17 protein-coding genes are annotated in these 15,599 nt (G+C 71.8%); 8 read left to right on the forward strand and 9 right to left on the reverse strand.

The genetic code is table 11. The annotated features are described in order from the left end of the window. Both AB0959_RS44820 and AB0959_RS44825 read left to right on the forward strand, forming a co-directional pair. A complete protein-coding gene (locus AB0959_RS44820; protein ID WP_366832653.1) occupies positions 1–936 on the forward strand; it encodes an amino acid ABC transporter permease in 936 nt (311 codons plus the stop codon). Further along, complete coding sequence (locus AB0959_RS44825; RefSeq protein ID WP_366832654.1) at positions 933–1,697, forward strand: amino acid ABC transporter ATP-binding protein; 765 nt, start codon at positions 933–935, stop codon at positions 1,695–1,697. The genes AB0959_RS44820 and AB0959_RS44825 overlap by 4 nt, the downstream gene beginning before the upstream one ends. Positions 1,698–1,813: 116 nt before the next feature. Here the strand turns inward: AB0959_RS44825 and AB0959_RS44830 are convergent, their stop codons facing one another. Then, positions 1,814–2,572 carry a class I SAM-dependent methyltransferase gene (locus tag AB0959_RS44830; protein WP_366832655.1) on the reverse strand — a complete coding sequence of 253 codons (759 nt, stop codon included), beginning with the start codon at positions 2,570–2,572 and terminating at the stop codon, positions 1,814–1,816. A gap of 111 nt (positions 2,573–2,683) precedes the next feature. Between AB0959_RS44830 and AB0959_RS44835 the strand changes: the two genes are divergently transcribed. Next, a complete protein-coding gene (locus tag AB0959_RS44835; protein ID WP_366832656.1) occupies positions 2,684–3,313 on the forward strand; it encodes a CGNR zinc finger domain-containing protein in 630 nt (209 codons plus the stop codon). Here the strand turns inward: AB0959_RS44835 and sodX are convergent. Next, on the reverse strand, positions 3,217–3,651 hold the full coding sequence (gene sodX, locus AB0959_RS44840) for a nickel-type superoxide dismutase maturation protease (RefSeq protein WP_366832679.1): 435 nt from the start codon (positions 3,649–3,651) through the stop codon (positions 3,217–3,219). The genes AB0959_RS44835 and sodX overlap by 97 nt on opposite strands. Positions 3,652–3,802: 151 nt before the next feature. Here sodX and sodN point away from each other — a divergent pair, with 151 nt between their 5' ends. After that, entirely contained in the window at positions 3,803–4,198 is a 396-nt protein-coding gene (gene sodN, locus AB0959_RS44845) for a superoxide dismutase, Ni (RefSeq protein WP_007491258.1), read from the forward strand. 108 nt (positions 4,199–4,306) lie between these two features. On the opposite strand, the gene AB0959_RS44850 is transcribed toward sodN, so the two are convergent. Next, positions 4,307–4,666 (reverse strand): hypothetical protein, encoded by a 360-nt coding sequence (locus tag AB0959_RS44850; RefSeq protein WP_366832657.1) that lies wholly within the window; start codon positions 4,664–4,666, stop codon positions 4,307–4,309. A 176-nt stretch (positions 4,667–4,842) separates the two neighbouring features. Here AB0959_RS44850 and AB0959_RS44855 point away from each other — a divergent pair, with 176 nt between their 5' ends. Further along, complete coding sequence (locus AB0959_RS44855; protein WP_366832658.1) at positions 4,843–5,847, forward strand: ATP-binding cassette domain-containing protein; 1,005 nt, start codon at positions 4,843–4,845, stop codon at positions 5,845–5,847. Then, positions 5,844–6,626 (forward strand): ABC transporter permease, encoded by a 783-nt coding sequence (locus tag AB0959_RS44860; protein ID WP_366832659.1) that lies wholly within the window; start codon positions 5,844–5,846, stop codon positions 6,624–6,626. Before AB0959_RS44855 ends, AB0959_RS44860 begins: the two co-directional genes overlap by 4 nt. On the opposite strand, the gene AB0959_RS44865 is transcribed toward AB0959_RS44860, so the two are convergent. Then, positions 6,620–9,811 (reverse strand): BTAD domain-containing putative transcriptional regulator, encoded by a 3,192-nt coding sequence (locus AB0959_RS44865; RefSeq protein ID WP_366832660.1) that lies wholly within the window; start codon positions 9,809–9,811, stop codon positions 6,620–6,622. The two genes, AB0959_RS44860 and AB0959_RS44865, sit on opposite strands and share 7 nt — an antisense overlap. 89 nt (positions 9,812–9,900) lie before the next feature. On the opposite strand from AB0959_RS44865, the gene AB0959_RS44870 reads away from it, so the two are divergent. Further along, positions 9,901–10,665, forward strand: a complete 765-nt coding sequence (locus tag AB0959_RS44870; RefSeq protein WP_366832661.1) for a VOC family protein — start codon at positions 9,901–9,903, stop codon at positions 10,663–10,665. A 2-nt stretch (positions 10,666–10,667) separates the two neighbouring features. Here AB0959_RS44870 and AB0959_RS44875 read toward each other — a convergent pair whose 3' ends face one another. From AB0959_RS44875 to AB0959_RS44890, 4 genes are all read right to left on the reverse strand, one after another. Further along, positions 10,668–11,948 (reverse strand): sigma-70 family RNA polymerase sigma factor, encoded by a 1,281-nt coding sequence (locus AB0959_RS44875; RefSeq protein WP_366832662.1) that lies wholly within the window; start codon positions 11,946–11,948, stop codon positions 10,668–10,670. Then, the gene (locus AB0959_RS44880; protein WP_366832663.1) at positions 11,945–12,358 is read right to left on the reverse strand and encodes a YciI family protein; all 414 of its coding nucleotides are present in this window, start codon (positions 12,356–12,358) and stop codon (positions 11,945–11,947) included. The genes AB0959_RS44875 and AB0959_RS44880 overlap by 4 nt, the downstream gene beginning before the upstream one ends. 123 nt (positions 12,359–12,481) lie before the next feature. Then, complete coding sequence (locus tag AB0959_RS44885; protein WP_366832664.1) at positions 12,482–12,703, reverse strand: hypothetical protein; 222 nt, start codon at positions 12,701–12,703, stop codon at positions 12,482–12,484. 85 nt (positions 12,704–12,788) lie between these two features. Beyond that, positions 12,789–13,373: a dihydrofolate reductase family protein gene (locus AB0959_RS44890; protein WP_366832665.1), complete on the reverse strand. Its 585-nt coding sequence runs from the start codon at positions 13,371–13,373 to the stop codon at positions 12,789–12,791. Positions 13,374–13,513: 140 nt separating this feature from the next. Here AB0959_RS44890 and AB0959_RS44895 point away from each other — a divergent pair, with 140 nt between their 5' ends. Continuing rightward, positions 13,514–14,104 carry a TetR family transcriptional regulator gene (locus AB0959_RS44895; protein WP_366832666.1) on the forward strand — a complete coding sequence of 197 codons (591 nt, stop codon included), beginning with the start codon at positions 13,514–13,516 and terminating at the stop codon, positions 14,102–14,104. Positions 14,105–14,399: 295 nt separating this feature from the next. On the opposite strand, the gene AB0959_RS44900 is transcribed toward AB0959_RS44895, so the two are convergent. Then, complete coding sequence (locus tag AB0959_RS44900; RefSeq protein ID WP_366832680.1) at positions 14,400–15,458, reverse strand: family 2 encapsulin nanocompartment cargo protein polyprenyl transferase; 1,059 nt, start codon at positions 15,456–15,458, stop codon at positions 14,400–14,402. Between the last annotated feature and the right edge of the window lie 141 nt (positions 15,459–15,599).

The following is a 15,599-nucleotide window of genomic DNA, read 5'->3' on the forward strand; positions in this document are numbered from 1 at the left end:
GTGACTGACATCAAGAAGACGGACAGGCCGGCGGACACCCCGCCGACCGGGCCGGAGGCCATCAAGGCCATCCCGGTCCGGCACTACGGCCGGTACGTCGCCGCGGTCGTCGCCCTCGGCATCCTCGGCCTGCTGGTGTGGGCGTTCGCGAACGGCGCCATCAACTGGGGAGCCATCCCCGACTACTTCTTCAACGACCGCATTCTCAAGGGCGTCCGCGAGACCCTGCTGCTGACCGTGCTGTCGATGCTTATCGGCATCGTCGGCGGCATCACCCTGGCGGTGATGCGGCTGTCGAAGAACCCGGTGACCTCGTCGATAGCGTGGTTCTACATCTGGTTCTTCCGCGGCACGCCCGTCCTCGTCCAGCTGATCGTCTGGTTCAACCTCGGGTTCGTCTTCGAGTACATCAATCTCGGGCCGATCTACAAGGACGAGTGGTCCGACTTCATGACGCCGTTCCTGACGGCGCTGCTCGGACTCGGTCTCAACGAGGCCGCGTACATGGCCGAGATCTGCCGCGCCGGTCTGCTGGCCGTAGACGAGGGCCAGACCGAGGCGGCCCACGCGCTCGGCATGAGCCAGGGCAAGACGCTGCGCCGGATCGTCATCCCGCAGGCGATGCGCGTGATCGTGCCGCCCACGGGCAACGAGGTCATCAACATGCTGAAGACGACCTCGCTGGTCTCGGCCGTCCAGTACCCCGAACTCCTGCGGTTCGCCCAGGACATCGGCCAGACCTCCGGCGCCACGGTCGAGATGCTGTTCCTGGCGGCGACCTGGTACCTGATCCTCACCTCGATCCTGAGCGTGGGCCAGTACTACGTCGAGCGGTACTACGCCCGCGGCTCCAGCCGCCAGCTGCCGCCGACCCCGTGGCAGAAGGTCCGGACCCACCTCACGTCCCTCTCCAGCCGTAAGGGGGTCACGGCATGACGACCGCCATGGTGAAGGCCGAGGGCGTCCACAAGTCGTTCGGCCACGTGCAGGTCCTCCAGGGCATCGACCTGGAGGTGAAGTCGGGTGAGGTGTTCTGCCTCATCGGCCCCTCCGGCTCCGGCAAGTCGACCTTCCTCAGGTGCATCAACCACCTGGAGAAGGTCAACGCCGGCCGCCTGTACGTGGACGGGGAGCTGGTCGGCTACCGCCAGAAGGGCGACAAGCTGTACGAGCTCAAGGACAGCGAGGTCGCCCTGAAGCGCCGGGACATCGGCATGGTCTTCCAGCGCTTCAACCTGTTCCCGCACATGACGGCCCTGGAGAACGTCATCGAGGCCCCGGTCCAGGTCAAGGGCGTCAGCAAAAGCCAGGCCAGGCAGCGGGCGATGGAGCTGCTGGACCGCGTCGGCCTCGTCGACAAGGCGGGCAACTACCCGACCCAGCTCTCCGGCGGCCAGCAGCAGCGCGTGGCCATCGCCCGGGCACTGGCCATGGACCCGAAGCTGATGCTCTTCGACGAGCCGACCTCGGCGCTCGACCCGGAGCTGGTCGGTGACGTGCTCGACGTCATGCGCGACCTCGCCGAGTCCGGCATGACGATGGTCGTCGTCACCCACGAGATGGGCTTCGCCCGCGAGGTCGGTGACAGCCTCGTCTTCATGGACGGCGGTGTGGTCGTCGAGTCCGGCAACCCCCGTGACGTGCTGACGAACCCCCAGCACGAGCGCACGCGGTCGTTCCTGTCGAAGGTGCTCTGACGCTCCGCCGGGAATCCGCTGAGAACAGGTACGACAAGGGGCGGTACGGATCTCCGTACCGCCCCTTCCTGTCGGCCCGGTTGCTCGAGCTCCGGCACGAGCCCCTGCTCGCGCCCCTACTTGAGCGCCAGCACGAGCGCGTCCGAGGGCGAGCGCCACACCGGCCGGGCCTCCGCGAAGCCCTTCTCCCGCAGCGTCCGCGCGTGCCACTCGACGGACGGCATGTCACCGTCGGCGTGCTCGCCGTAGATCTCGAAGCGGCGGGCAGTGGGCTCGGCGAGGACGGGGTCCTGTGCGGCGAGCTGCCACCATTCGGCCCAGTCGACGGCTCCGTTGTCCTTGGCCTGATCCATACCGGAGTGCCGGTGGGCGCGCTCGGCCGCGTTGATCCTGGGCGTGCTCTCGTCGATCATGTGGTCCGCGTTCATGAAGACACCGCCGTCGCGGACGAGCTCCGCGACCTGACCGTAGAGGGCCGCGAGGGGTTCGGAGTGCAGCCAGTGCAGGGCGGTGGCGGTCAGCACGGCGTCGTACGTGTCGTACGGCAGCCGCGTCACCCATTCGGGGTCCTTCAGGTCGGCCGTCACGAGCGTGACCCGGTCGTCGGCGGCGAAGGTGCCCCCGGCGATGGCGAGGAGGGCCGGGTCGAGGTCGACGCCGACGCTGGTGGCCTCCGGGAACCGTGCGAGCAGCCTGGCCGTGATACTTCCCGTGCCACAGGCGAGATCCAGAACGCGGGGTGCGGGGCCGGCGAAGGCCTCGACCATGTCCAGCATCACCCGGAACCGCTCCTCGCGGTCCGGCATGTACCACTCCTGCTGCCGGTCCCAGCTCTTCTGCCAGGCGTGCCAGTCGGTTCCGGTGGTGGTGGTCATGGGAGCCCCTTTCAGCACTGCGTCTCGCAGCACCCCGTAATACCCTGAAAGCACAGTCAGTCGTTACTTCTCCGCCCGCACGACAATAGAGCGCCCCCGTAAGGACTACAAGTGGAACTGGCCTATTACTCGGATTACGCGGTCCGTCTCGTCAACACCGAGGAGCCGGACCGGGGCACGGACGCGCTCACCTCGGTGGAGGCCGTCCGCGACCTCTTCGAGGTCAACCAGTCGGCGGCCCGCCGCGCCACCGACGCCGACGTGACCCGCTTCCGCTCGGTCCGGGCACGGCTGCGCGCGGTCTTCGAGGCGGCGGACGCCGGCGACGAGACACTCGCCGTGGACCTGCTGAACTCGCTGCTCCTGGAGTTCCCGGTGAGCCCGCAGATCTCCGGCCACGACTTCCGGGACGACGACGGGCGCCCCCTGTGGCACATGCACCTGGCGGACCACCCGTCCAACGCGACCGCCGGCTACGCCGCCATCGCCGCGATGGGCCTGGCCTTCCACCTCACCGAGTACGGCGTGGACCGCCTGGGCCTGTGCGAGGCGGCGCCGTGCCGCAACGCCTACCTCGACACGTCCACCAACCGCTCCCGGCGCTACTGCTCCGACCGCTGCGCGACCCGCGCCAACGTGGCCGCCTACCGGGCCCGCAAACGCCTGGAGGCGGACCGGTCGGCGAGTACGGGCCGGGCGGCCGCCAGCGCCCAGCGGACGAGCGCGAACGGCGAACGCTGACCGTCGGGCCGGGGCCGGTACCGGAACCGCACCTTGCCGAGCACGAGCTCGTCCGGCACGGCGCCGTAGTCGGTGCTGTCCCCACCGGCGTACGGATTGTCACCAAGCACCCACCAGGCGCCCTCGCGCCGCTCGGCGGCCCGCTTGACCACGAGCAGGTCCTGCTGGAAGGGATGCCGCAGGACGACCACGTCACCGGCCCTCAGCCGCGCCCCGTAGTGCACGACCAGCCGGTCCCCGTGCCGGAGGGTGGGCACCATCGACGGCCCCGTCACCTCGGCCACCCCGAACGGCAGCACGGCACTCCCCCGCTCCGTCTCCTGCGACAGCTCCGGCATCACCGGCACCTCCCCGGTCGGATCCTCCACCAGTCCCAGTCCCAGTCTCACCCCGGACTTTTGTCCTAAGCCCATGGGGGCACCCGCGAAAACCCGTCTCCCACGGAGTAGTGTCCAACCTGAGAAGACGATCACGAGGAAGGATTGCTCCATGCTTTCCCGCCTGTTTGCCCCCAAGGTCAAGGTCAGCGCGCACTGCGACCTGCCCTGCGGTGTGTACGACCCGGCCCAGGCCCGCATCGAGGCGGAGTCGGTGAAGGCCGTGCAGGAGAAGATGGCCGCCAACGACGACCCGCACTTCCAGGCTCGCGCGACCGTCATCAAGGAGCAGCGCGCCGAGCTCGCCAAGCACCACGTCTCCGTCCTCTGGAGCGACTACTTCAAGCCGCCGCACTTCGAGAAGTACCCGGAGCTGCACCAGCTGGTCAACGACGCCCTCAAGGCCCTCTCGGCCGCCAAGGGGTCCACCGACCCGGCGACCGGCCAGAAGGCGCTCGACTACATCGCCCAGATCGACAAGATCTTCTGGGAGACCAAGAAGGCCTGACCGAAGGCCCCATCGCGACGACTCGCGAGCGGTGCACCCCCGCGGGCCCGCGAACTCACCGAAGGGGCCCGGCCGACATCACGGCCGGGCCCCTTCGCACGTCCCCGCTCATCCCTCCCCGAACGGCACCTCGAACGGCTCCTCGCTCCACCGGAACCACGCCTGGTCCCCCTCGATGTGCAGCAGGAACTCCGCGACGGGCCGGCCGGGCGCGACGAGCAGCACCGCCTCGCGGACGGCACCGTAGGCGGCCTCCCACTCCTCCTCCGCCTGCCGCTCCTCCTCCGCCTGTTCGATCCGGTCGAGCAGCGCCAGCTCCCGTTCGAAGAGGAGCCGTACGTCCTCGAAACCCGGCCGGGCGGTGAACCGCCCCCGCAGCCAGGGGAAGTCCGCCTCCTCGATCCCGATCTCTCCGAGCACGGCCCCGTCCCGCGTCGTCACGTGCCATACCTCGCCGACGAACGCCATGTCAGCGCGCTCCCTTCCACGTGCGGGAGTAACGTCCGGCATCGTGCCAGAGATCCGGGCGCTGAGCTGCGGATTTCACGTCGTACCGCCTCCCTCGCAGGCTCTGGTCCCGCTTGAACGCGTCCCTGAATCCGTTCTGAAGCCGTCCTGAAGCCGGCTCCCCGGACGCTTCTGCCATGACGACGACATCAAGGGCAGCGGCCGCGGCGGCCACGACACCCGGACCCGCGATCACGGCGCGCGGGCTGCGCAAGGCCTACGGCGATCATGTCGTGCTCGACGGGATCGACCTCACCGTCGCCGAGGGGACGGTCTTCTCGCTGCTCGGGCCGAACGGCGCGGGCAAGACGACGATGGTGCAGATCCTGTCGACGCTCGTCGCGGCCGACGGCGGTGAGGTGCGGGTCGGCGGGTACGACCCGGTGCGGGAGCCGCGTGACGTACGGGCGCAGATCGGGGTGACGGGCCAGTTCGCCGCCGTGGACGGCATGCTCACCGGTGAGGAGAACCTGCTCCTCATGGCCGATCTGCACCACCTGGGGCGGAAGAAGGGGCGACGGCGGACCGCCGAGCTGCTGGAGCGGTTCGATCTCACGGGCGCGGCACGGAAGTTGCCCGCCACCTACTCCGGCGGTATGAAACGACGGCTTGACCTGGCGATGACGCTCGTCGGGGAGCCGCGGATCATCTTCCTCGACGAGCCGACCACCGGACTCGACCCGCGCAGCCGCCACTCCATGTGGCAGATCGTGCGGGACCTGGTCGCGGGCGGTGTCACCGTCTTCCTCACCACCCAGTACCTGGAGGAGGCCGACCAGCTCGCCGACCGCATCGCCGTGCTCCACGGCGGCGGGCTCGTCGCCGAGGGCACCGCGGAGGAGCTGAAGCGGCTCGTCCCGGGCGGGCACGTACGGCTCCGGTTCGCCGACCCCGAGGCGTACGAGCGCGCCGGACGTGCCCTGCGCGACGCGTCCCGCGACGACGACGCGCTCACCCTCCAGATCCCCAGCGACGGCAGCACCCGCGAACTGCGCGCCCTGCTCGACTGGTTGGACGCCGAGTCCGTCGAGGCCGACGAACTCTCCGTGCACACGCCCGACCTGGACGACGTGTTCTTCGCTCTGACCGAGCAGACCACCGGCCACACCCACACCGGCACGATCAAGGAGTCCGTGCGATGAGCAGCCTCACCTACACCCTCAGCGACTCGGCGACCATGCTCCGCCGGAACCTGAAGCACGCCCTGCGCTATCCGTCCATGACGCTCTCGGTCGCCGCGATGCCGATCCTGATGCTGCTGCTCTTCGTGTACGCCTTCGGCAACGCCCTGGGCAGCGGAATCGGCCCGGCGGGAGGCAAGGGCGACTACGTCGACTATGTCGCACCCGGCATCATCCTGATGGCCGCCACCTCCGGGGCCGTCTCGGTCGCGGTGTCCGTGTGCGTCGACATGACCGAGGGCATCGTCAACCGGTTCCGGACGCTGTCGATCTCGCGTGCGGCCGTGCTCAACGGACACGTGTGGGGCGGGGTGGTCCAGACAATGGTGAGCATCGCACTTGTCACGGGTGTGGCGCTGGCCATCGGGTTCCGGCCCACGGCGACGCCCGTCGAATGGCTGGCCGCGATCGGCGTCCTGGCGCTGGTGGTCCTGGCGCTGACCTGGCTGTCGGCCGCCATGGGACTGCGGGCCAAGACCCCCGAGGCGGCGAGCAACGCGCCCCTGCCACTGACGTTCCTGCCCTTCCTCGGCAACGCGATCGTGCCCACGGACTCGATGCCGACCGGACTTCGCTGGTTCGCGGAGTACCAGCCGTTCACTCCGATCATCGACACCCTGCGCGGGCTGCTGCTGGGCACGGAGATCGGCGACAGCGCACTGATCGCGGTGGCCTGGTGCGTCGGGCTCTCGGTGGTCGGGTACTTCTGGGCGCGCGCCGCGTACGAACGCGGTCAGTGACCGGTGTCGCGGGCGCGCACCACCTCCAGCGCGGCCTCCCGCAGCTCGTCCCGCCCCAGGGCGGCGTACGCCGACACCGCGTCGTCGTACGCCGCCCTGGCGGTGCGGCCGACGAGTTCGCGGACGTCGGCGGGGGACAGTGTGGGCCGGAAGCTCCGGCGGAAGCGTTCGGCGAGGGCGATCAGCCGGGCCGCCGAGGATTTCCTCCCCCGGTCCGCGTCGATGAAGGCCAGCGTCAGCAGGAGCGTGCCGCAGACCGGTAGGTCCATCACGTAGAGGGGCTGGGGCGCGGCGGGCAGCGTGAGCAACGCCTCCAGTTTGCCCGGCAGTTGAGCGACGACGTCCGGCACGAGGTCCAGCCGTCCGTGCCGGGCGTGGGCGATCACGGCGGCGGACTGGGCCTCGACCGTCCACGACTCGAGGCCGGCCGGTTCGCCGCGCAGCAGCGGGTCCCCGGTGTCCGGGAGGGGCTCGGCGGCCTGGCGCCATACCCGCAGACCGGCCTCGACGTGCCCGCGCGCGAGCAGGATCTCCGCCCGTATGCCCTGGTCCACCGCCAGCAGTCCGAACGCCTCGTCGGACCGGTTCACCACCGTCTGCTCCAGCCAGTGCTCGGCCTCGTCGACGTCCCCGAGCTGGAGGCTCGCCGTCACCAAGCCCCAGCGGATGCCGATCACGTCGCGCCAGGGCCCCATCAGCTGCTCCTGGAAGCGCAGGGCCGCGAGCAGATGGCGTCGGGCCTCGGCACCACGGCCGAGTTTGAGGCAGAAGTCGCCGACATGGGCGTGGGCCTGGGCGAGGGGCCACGGGAGGCCGTGCCGTTCGTACGCGGCGAGGGACTGCCGGGCGGCTTCCAGACCGCGGTCGATGTCGTTCCGCTGCTCCCACAGGTAGCTCGCCAGGCCGTTGGCCACGCCCGCCACCAGCGGTTCGGTGCTCTCGCACAGTGCCCGCAGCGCCGGGTTGCAGGGGCCCCGCGCCTGGGAGACGGTCCTGAGCCCGACAACCACGGCCCGGAGCACGACGTCCACCGCCCGGGGCAGTGTGTCCGGCGTCGCCGGGGGCAGCGCCCGCAGGGCGAGGAGGAAGCGGAGGGTCCGGACGGTCGGACCCTGCAGCATGAACTGGAAGGCGGTGGCCTGTGCCAGGGCGGTGCGGGTGGCGTCGAGGTCGGCGGGGCCGGGCCGGAACCGCGGCAGGAACGAGGCCGTCTCGTCGCACAGTCTGACGAGGCGGGTGAAGTTGGACTCGATGGTCCACACCCCGCCGAGCAGCGCGGTCACCGCCGCCACCGTAGGGCCGTCGGCGCGGGTGAGCGCGAGGCGCAGGGCGTGCAGCAGGTTGTCCTGCTCACCGCGCAGCCGCTCCAGCGCGGCGGGAGAGTCGGCGGCGAAGACCGTCGCCTGGTGCTCCCGGCCGAACTCGCGGGCCCAGGCGACGAACCGGTCCGTCGCGTCGGCCGTCTCCCCGGCCTCCTCCCGGCGGGCCGCGCTGAACTCCCGTACCGTCTCCAGCATCCGGAACCGTACGCCCGCCGCGGTTTCCGTGACCTTGAGCAGGGACTGGTCGACGAGCTCCTCCAGCACGTCGGTGTCCGAGACGTTCTCGTCGCCGAGGAGCCGCGCGGCCGCGGCCGCGGTGAAGCCGTCCGGGAACACGGACAGGGTCCGCATCCCCCGCTGCCCAAGCTCGTCGAGGAGGTTCCAGCTCCAGTCGACCACGGCGAGCAGTGTGCGGTGCCGCTCGGGAGCGTCCCGGGCGGCACCGCGCAGCAGCGCGAAGCGGTCGTCGAGTCGGCGCGCGATCTCGGTGACGGACATGACCCGTACGCGGGCGGCCGCCAACTCGGCGGCGAGCGGCAGCCCGTCGAGGTGACGGCACAGTTCCTCGACGGCGTCGGCGGGCAGTTCGGCTCCGGGACGCGCGGCGCGCGCCCGCTGCCCGAAGAGCTCGACGGTCGTCGCGAGGCTCAACTCCGGGAGCGGGTAGACGGATTCGGAGCTCAGGCCGAGCGGGGCGCGGCTGGTGGTGAGGACGCGCACATTCCTGGTGCCGGCGACGAGGGCGTGCACCAGGTCGGCGGCGCCGCGCACGACGTGCTCGCAGTTGTCGAGGACGAGGAGGGCGGAGCCGGGGCCGAGGGCGGCGGCGATGGCCGGCACCACGTCCCTGGCCGGAGCCTGGTGTGACAGGGGCTCGGCGACGCCCAGCGCCGACGCGACCTCGCCGGCCACGTCCCCGTCGGCGGTGACTCCGGCGAGCCCCACGAAGTGCACGGACTTCTGCTCGGCGGCCCGGCTCACGGCGTGGGCGAGCCGCGTCTTGCCGAGGCCGCCCGCGCCGACGACCGAAACGACCCGCCAGTCCCGCAGCAGCCCCCGTACGGCGGCCACGTCGTCCGCGCGCCCGAGCAGCGGGTTGGGCTCCTGCGGCACGCCACGGCGGACGGCGGGGGCCTCGTCGCGCAGCAGTTCCTCGTGGAGCGCCCGGAGCAGGGGGCCGGGGTCTCCGCCGAGTTCTTCGCGCAGGGCGCGGCGGTAGGTGTCGTAGCGGGCGAGCGCGGTGGCGGGTCCGGCGGTGGCGGCCTCGCAGCGCAGCAGCTCGCCGAGCGCCTCCTCGTCGCGCGGGTGGTCGCGGACGAGCGCGGTGAGCGGTTCGCGGGCCTCGGCGTGCCGGCCGAGGCGGGCCAGACTCAGCGCGCGGGCGCGGGTCAGGGTCGCGTACGTCGCGGCGCGCGCTGCCCGCAGGGTGGACACCGGATCGACCGGGCCGCCCTCCGGCAGGCCGGCTGCGGGCGGCCCGTCCCACAGGGCGAGCCCGGCCTCGGCGTGCGCGAGGGCGGCGGTGTGGTCGCCGGACCGGGACGCGCGGGCGCTCGCGGCGGCGGCGAGCAGCACGGCCGAGCTGTCGACCCGGTCCTCGGGCAGGGCGAGCCGGTAGCCGGTGGCGGTGGAGGCGATGGCGTCGGCGCCGAGTTGGGCACGCGCCCGGGAGACCAGGACCTGGACCGCCTTGGTCGGATTCTCCGGCCGCTCCTCGGGCCACAGGCCGTCGGCCAGGCGTGCGGTACTGCAGCCGGTGCGCGGGTCGTCCGCGAGGAGCGCGAGCAGGGCGCGCAGCCGGGGCCCGGTGACCTCCCGGTCTCGATACGCGACCCGTGAGAGAACGGTCAGCTCCGTGGTCACCCGAGTAGATTAGCCAGGCGATCGGCGCGGGAGGCGCCGGTGCGCGGGTTCACACCGGCTCCCGAACCGTACGAGAGCGAGCGGCACGCATGGCTGAGGCGATCCGATGGGCCTACGTCTTCGTCGACCGGCCGATGGCCCGGTTCGGGCAGGCGTGCGACTTCTGGACGGCGGTCACCGCGACCGGACTGTCCGAACCCCGGGGCGAGCGGGACGAGTTCGTCACGCTGCTGCCCGAGGGCGCTGATGCAGGTGAGGCTGACGCCTGCGTGAAGGTGCAGGGGGTCGAGGACGGGCACGGCGGCGCTCACCTCGACCTCGCCGTCGAGGACCCCTCGGCCCTGGCCGACGCGGCGGTCCTGCCGGGCGCCGAGGTCGTCGCCCCGCTGCCCATCGGGAAGGTGCTCCGCTCCCCCGGCGGCCAGCTGTTCTGCGCGGTGCGGTGGGACGGGGAGTCCGTACGGCCGCCGGTGGTCGGTCGGAGCCGTCTGGACCAGGTGTGCGTCGACGTGGCTCCGGCCGCCTTCGCCGCCGAGGTCGCCTTCTGGACCGGCCTGACGGGCTGGGACTCGCAGCCGGGCTCGCTGCCGGAGTTCCATGTACTGAGGCCGCCCGCCGGCCTTCCCCTGCGCGTCCTGCTGCAGCGCCTGCGCACCGACCGCCCCGCCTCCGCCCATCTCGACCTGGCGTGCGCCGACATCGCGGCGGTCCGTGTCCGGCACGAGGAACTCGGCGCCACGTTCGTCGCCGACGGCGCCCGCTGGACGGTGATGCGGGACCCGGCCGGCGGCACGTACTGCCTGACGGGCCGCGACCCGGAGACGGGTGGACTGCCGGTCGCGGCTTCCGCCTGAGGCTATGGCTTCAGCCTGGCGGCCCGCTCCTGCAGGTAGCGCTGTTCGGGGAGGCTGAGCGTCTTGCGGGCGGCCGACTCGTAGGCGCCGCGGGCCGATTCCGTGTCGCCGGCGCGTTCGAGGAGGTGGGCGCGGACCGCGTCGAGGCGGTGGGTCGCGCCCAGCTCGGGCTCCAGGGTGTCGAGTTCGGCGAGCCCCGCGTGCGGGCCGTGGACCATGGCCACCGCGACCGCCCGGTTGAGGCGCTCGACCGGGCCGGGGACGAGGGCGACCAGGATGTCGTACAGGCCGAGGATCTCCCGCCAGTCGGTCGCCTCGGGCGACGGCGCCTCGTCGTGGACGGCCGCGATGGCCGCCCGCACCTGGTACGGCCCGACCGTCCGCTCACCCCGCCCTGGTCCCGGCTCCCGCCGGTGTTCCCGTCCTCGCGACAGGGCCTCCGTCACCAGCGCCACGCCCTCGTCGATCGCCGCCTTGTCCCAGAGGCCGCGGTCCTGTTCGTCGAGCGGGACCAGTTCGCCGTGCGGGCCGGTGCGGGCGGCGTGGCGGGCGTCGGTGAGGAGCATCAGGGCGAGCAGCCCGGCCACCTCGCGGTCCTCGGGCAGCAGCCACCGCACGGTACGGGTCAGGCGGATCGCCTCGCCCGCCAGCTCCGCGCGCCTGAGGCTCGCCCCTGACGTCGCCGTGTAGCCCTCGTTGAAGATCAGGTAGAGCGTGTGGAGGACCGCCGGAAGCCGCTCCTCCCAGTTGTCCGGGCGCCCGAACCGCACGCCCCGCACCCGCTGCTTCGCCCGGCTGACCCTCTGGGCCATGGTCGCCTCGGGCACGAAGTACGCCCGGGCGATCTCCGCCGTCGTCAGTCCGCCGACCGCCCGCAGGGTCAGCGCGATCTGCGCGGGCGGGGTGAGGTCAGGGTGGCAGCAGAGGAAGAGGAGGGTGAGCGTGTCGTCCTCGGAGGGCGCCCGGGCCGTGCCCGGCGGAGGCGCCACGAACGCGTCGCGGGGCGTGAGGGCCGCCGCCCTCTCCTCCCGCAGCCGCCGCGCCTCCTCGCTGCGCAGAGCGTCCGTGAGCCGCCGCGAGGCGACCTTGATCAGCCAGCCGCGCGGATTGTCGGGCACCCCACCGGACGGCCACGTCCCGGCGGCCGCGAGCAACGCCTCCTGAACGGCGTCCTCGGCCGCGTCGAAGTGCCCGTAGCGGCGTACGAGCGCGCCGAGGACCTGCGGCGCGTGACGGCGCAGCAGGTCCTCGACCTCGGTCGTTCGCCCGGCGGGACGGCTCACACGTCCCCCGCGCCGTCCAGGATGGGACGGATCACCACCGGGTACACGGTCATGCCCTCGGGGCCGGGGCACTGGAGGATGCGCTCGGCGATCTCCGTGACCCGCTCCACGTTCTCGCACTCCAGGACCCAGTACCCGGCGAGCACCTCCTTGGTCTCGCCGTACGGGCCGTCGGTGATCACCGGCTTGCCGTCGGTGCCGAGCCCGACCGACCGGGTCCGCGCGGGTTCGGCCAGGCCCTGTGCGTCGACCATCTCCCCGGACTCGGCGAGGTCGTTGTTGAGCTCGCCCATGAAGGCGTACATCGACTGCAGCTGCTCCGGGTTCCAGTTGGGGGAACCCGGGGACTCCTTGCCGCGCATGCCCTCGTAGTCGGCCTGTGTGCCCTGAATCATCACCAGGTACTTCATGATTCCGCTCCTCCGGCTTCCTTCGGTCGGGCCGCCCTGGTGGGCGGCTCTCACAGGAGACGTCGGAGCCGACCGGCGATTCTCTACACGGCCACGCGGGTGATTTCCGGCCCGCCATCCGGGTTACTTCGGTGGCGGCGAGGCCGCGGCGCCCTTCACGGCCGGCCCGCCGGGCTGCTTGCCCCGGGCTCCTTCCTCGGCCGACTCGGCGTACGCGGTGCACTGCGGGTTCCGGCAGGGCCCCGGGGTCCAGACGGGCACCCAGGTGCCGAGCGTCTTGTGGCGCCGTACCACCGTGGCGACGGGCTGTCCGCAGACGGGACAGACCTGCTCATCTCTGTCCATCCCCCAAGGGTATTGCGGGACGGAGCCCCGCGCCCCCTCCGTGCCGGAGGTGTTCGGAGCCGTCGCTGCCCCCGGGCTCCGCGGATCAGCGCTTCCTCGTGTACGTCCGCACGATCGCCCCGTTCTTGAAGGTGCGCACCTCGCCCGGCGTGAACTCGGTGACGGCGAACCCGGAGCCGAACATCGGCATGCCGGTGCCCAGCACGACGGGGTACGTCTTGATGACGAGCTCGTCGATCTCGTCGATCAGCTCACCGGCGATCTGCGAACCACCGCAGAGGTAGATGCCGAACTCACCGTCCTCCGACTTGAGTGCGCGCACCCTGCCGACCAGATCCTCGGAAACGATCTCGACGTGCGGGTCGGGCGACTCCTTGAGCGTGCGTGAGGCGACGTACTCGCGCATGTGGGCGTACGGGCTGGTGACGTCCATGCCCAGCGCCAGGTCGTAGCTGGCACGGCCCTGGATGATCGTGTCGTATTTCTTGTTCGGGAGGTCGTCGATGCCGACGGCGCGGCGGCCGTGGGTGGCGATCGTCTCCGGGTACTCCGCCTTCAGGAACTCGAAGAACTCCTCGTCCACGAACGGGTACATGGACGACGCGTCACCGCCCGGATCCCCGATGAAGCCGTCGATCGAGCAGGCGATGAAGTACGTGAGCTGACGCAAACCGGTCTCTTTCCGTAGGTGACAGAAGGGCCGTGCGGCCTGACGCCGAGCCCCGGTCGGGGGACGGCTCGGGCTTGAACAACTTCAGTTATAGTACTTCACATGGAGTGGTTGCAAGGGAATTACCCGAGGAGGCCAGGATGGTGAGGAATCCGGAGCGCAGGGGCGCCCTGGTGGACGCCGCCGTGGAGGTGCTGGCTCGGGAGGGAGCGCGCGGGCTGACGTTCCGCGCCGTGGACACCGAGGCCGAGGTGCCGGTGGGCACCGCGTCCAACTACTTCACCGGACGCGACGACCTGCTCCGGCAGATCGACGCGCGGCTGCACGAGCGCCTCGCGCCCGACCCCGCGGTCATCGAACGGCTGCTTGAGGCACCGAAGGACCGCTCCCTCGTCCTCGCCTTCATGCGCGACCTCATGGGACGCGCCCTTCGCGACCGCAGCGGATTCCTCGCGGGCTACGAAATGCGCATCGAGGCCTCGCGTCGCCCGGAACTCCGCGCCTCGTACATGAAGTCGGTCCGCGGGGACCTGGAGTACGGGATCGAGTTCCACCGGCAGGCCGGGCTGCCCGGAGGCGACGAAACCGTCACGGTGCTCTACCTCGCCATGCGGGGCCTGATCCTCGAACAGCTGACACTTCCCGGCGTCCTTGACGGCGTACTGCCGGGCGTGGACGTACCGGACGGACTACTGGAGCGGATCGTCGAGACGATCGTGCCGGAGGGATAGGGCCGACAACGCTCACCCCCTGCATCCTGGCACCCTGCCCCGGGACCACGGACCACGGACCACGGACCACTGGCCCCGGGCTGCCGCGTTCCGCCCCGCTCGTCGGAGACGGGCGGGGCCCGCGCACCGTGGGGATGCGCGGGACCCGCCCTGGCCGGAGCCACCGATGCCGTACGAAGTCAGGTCAGCACGGGACCGGCGGCTCCGGGGTCTTCACCTGCGGGTCGTCATCCGCACGGACGGCTGATCCTCGTCTGCGCGGACGCGCCGATCTCTGCCTGCATGGACGCGACGCTCAGTTGCTGCGTCGCGTCACGAACTCCGCCAGCGCGAGGAGGCCGCCCGCCGCCTCCGGGTCGGGTACCGCACGGGACAGCTCGTGCATCGCCTGTGACATACGGTCGGCCGCCTGTCCTTGGGCCCAGTCACGCCCTCCCGCCCGCTCCACCGCGAGGACCGTGCGCTCCAGCTCTCCCGCTTCGAACGGCAGTCCGTACAGCTGGGCGAGTTCGGCCGCCGCAGGGGTGCCGGAGGTGAGGGCGGCGACGACGGGCAGCGACTTCTTGCGGGCCATGAGGTCCGCCCCGGCCGGCTTGCCGGTGCGCCTCGGGTCACCCCAGATGCCGATCACGTCGTCGATGAGCTGGAAGGCGAGCCCGGCCGCGCGCCCGAACGCGTCCAGCGCCTGCACGTCCTCCTCGTCCGCACCGGCGTACAGCCCTCCCAACGCACAGGCGCACCCGAGCAGCGCCCCCGTCTTGGCCTCGGCCATGGCGAGCGCCTCGTCGAGGGTGACCTCGTCGGGGGCTCGCTTCTCCATGGCCGTGTCCGCGTGCTGGCCCGCGCAGAGCTCGACGACGCAGGCCGCCAGCCGGGCGGCGGCCGCCGAGGACGCCGGGTGCGGGTCCTCGGCGAGCAGCCGCTGGGCCAGCGCCTGGAGGGCGTCCCCGGCGAGGATCGCGTCCGCGTCGCCGAACACGGACCAGGCGGTGGGCCGGTGCCGGCGGGTGCTGTCCCGGTCCATGACGTCGTCGTGGAGCAGCGTGAAGTTGTGCACCAGCTCCACCGCCGCGGCGGCCGGTACGGCGACGGACTGCGGCCCGCCGAGCGCCGAGGTCGCGGCCAGCACGAGTGCCGGACGTATGGCCTTGCCCGCGCCGCCCGACGCCGGGCTGCCGTCCGCGTGCTCCCAGCCGAAGTGGTAGCGCGCGATCCGGCGCATCGACCCCGGCAACGACTCGACGGCCCGGCGCAGCTCGGGGTCGACCGATGCCCGAGCCCGCTCCAGGATTCCGGCCGCCTCCCGCGCGTCGAGGGGGCTCGACGAGCCCTGCGGTCCGATCGCCCCCGCGATGCCCGCCGCAGCAGCGGGGCTCACCTCACCAACGGGGTGTGTCGGACCTGCGGGACTCGCCGAGCCTGCCGAACGGGTGTCCCCTGCCGGGTTCACCTGAGGGGCGCGGGACACCGCGTGCACTGGCGGTGCCGGTGCTGC

The organism is Streptomyces sp. NPDC046862 (genome assembly GCF_040704615.1).
Classification (GTDB): Bacteria; Actinomycetota; Actinomycetes; order Streptomycetales; family Streptomycetaceae; genus Streptomyces.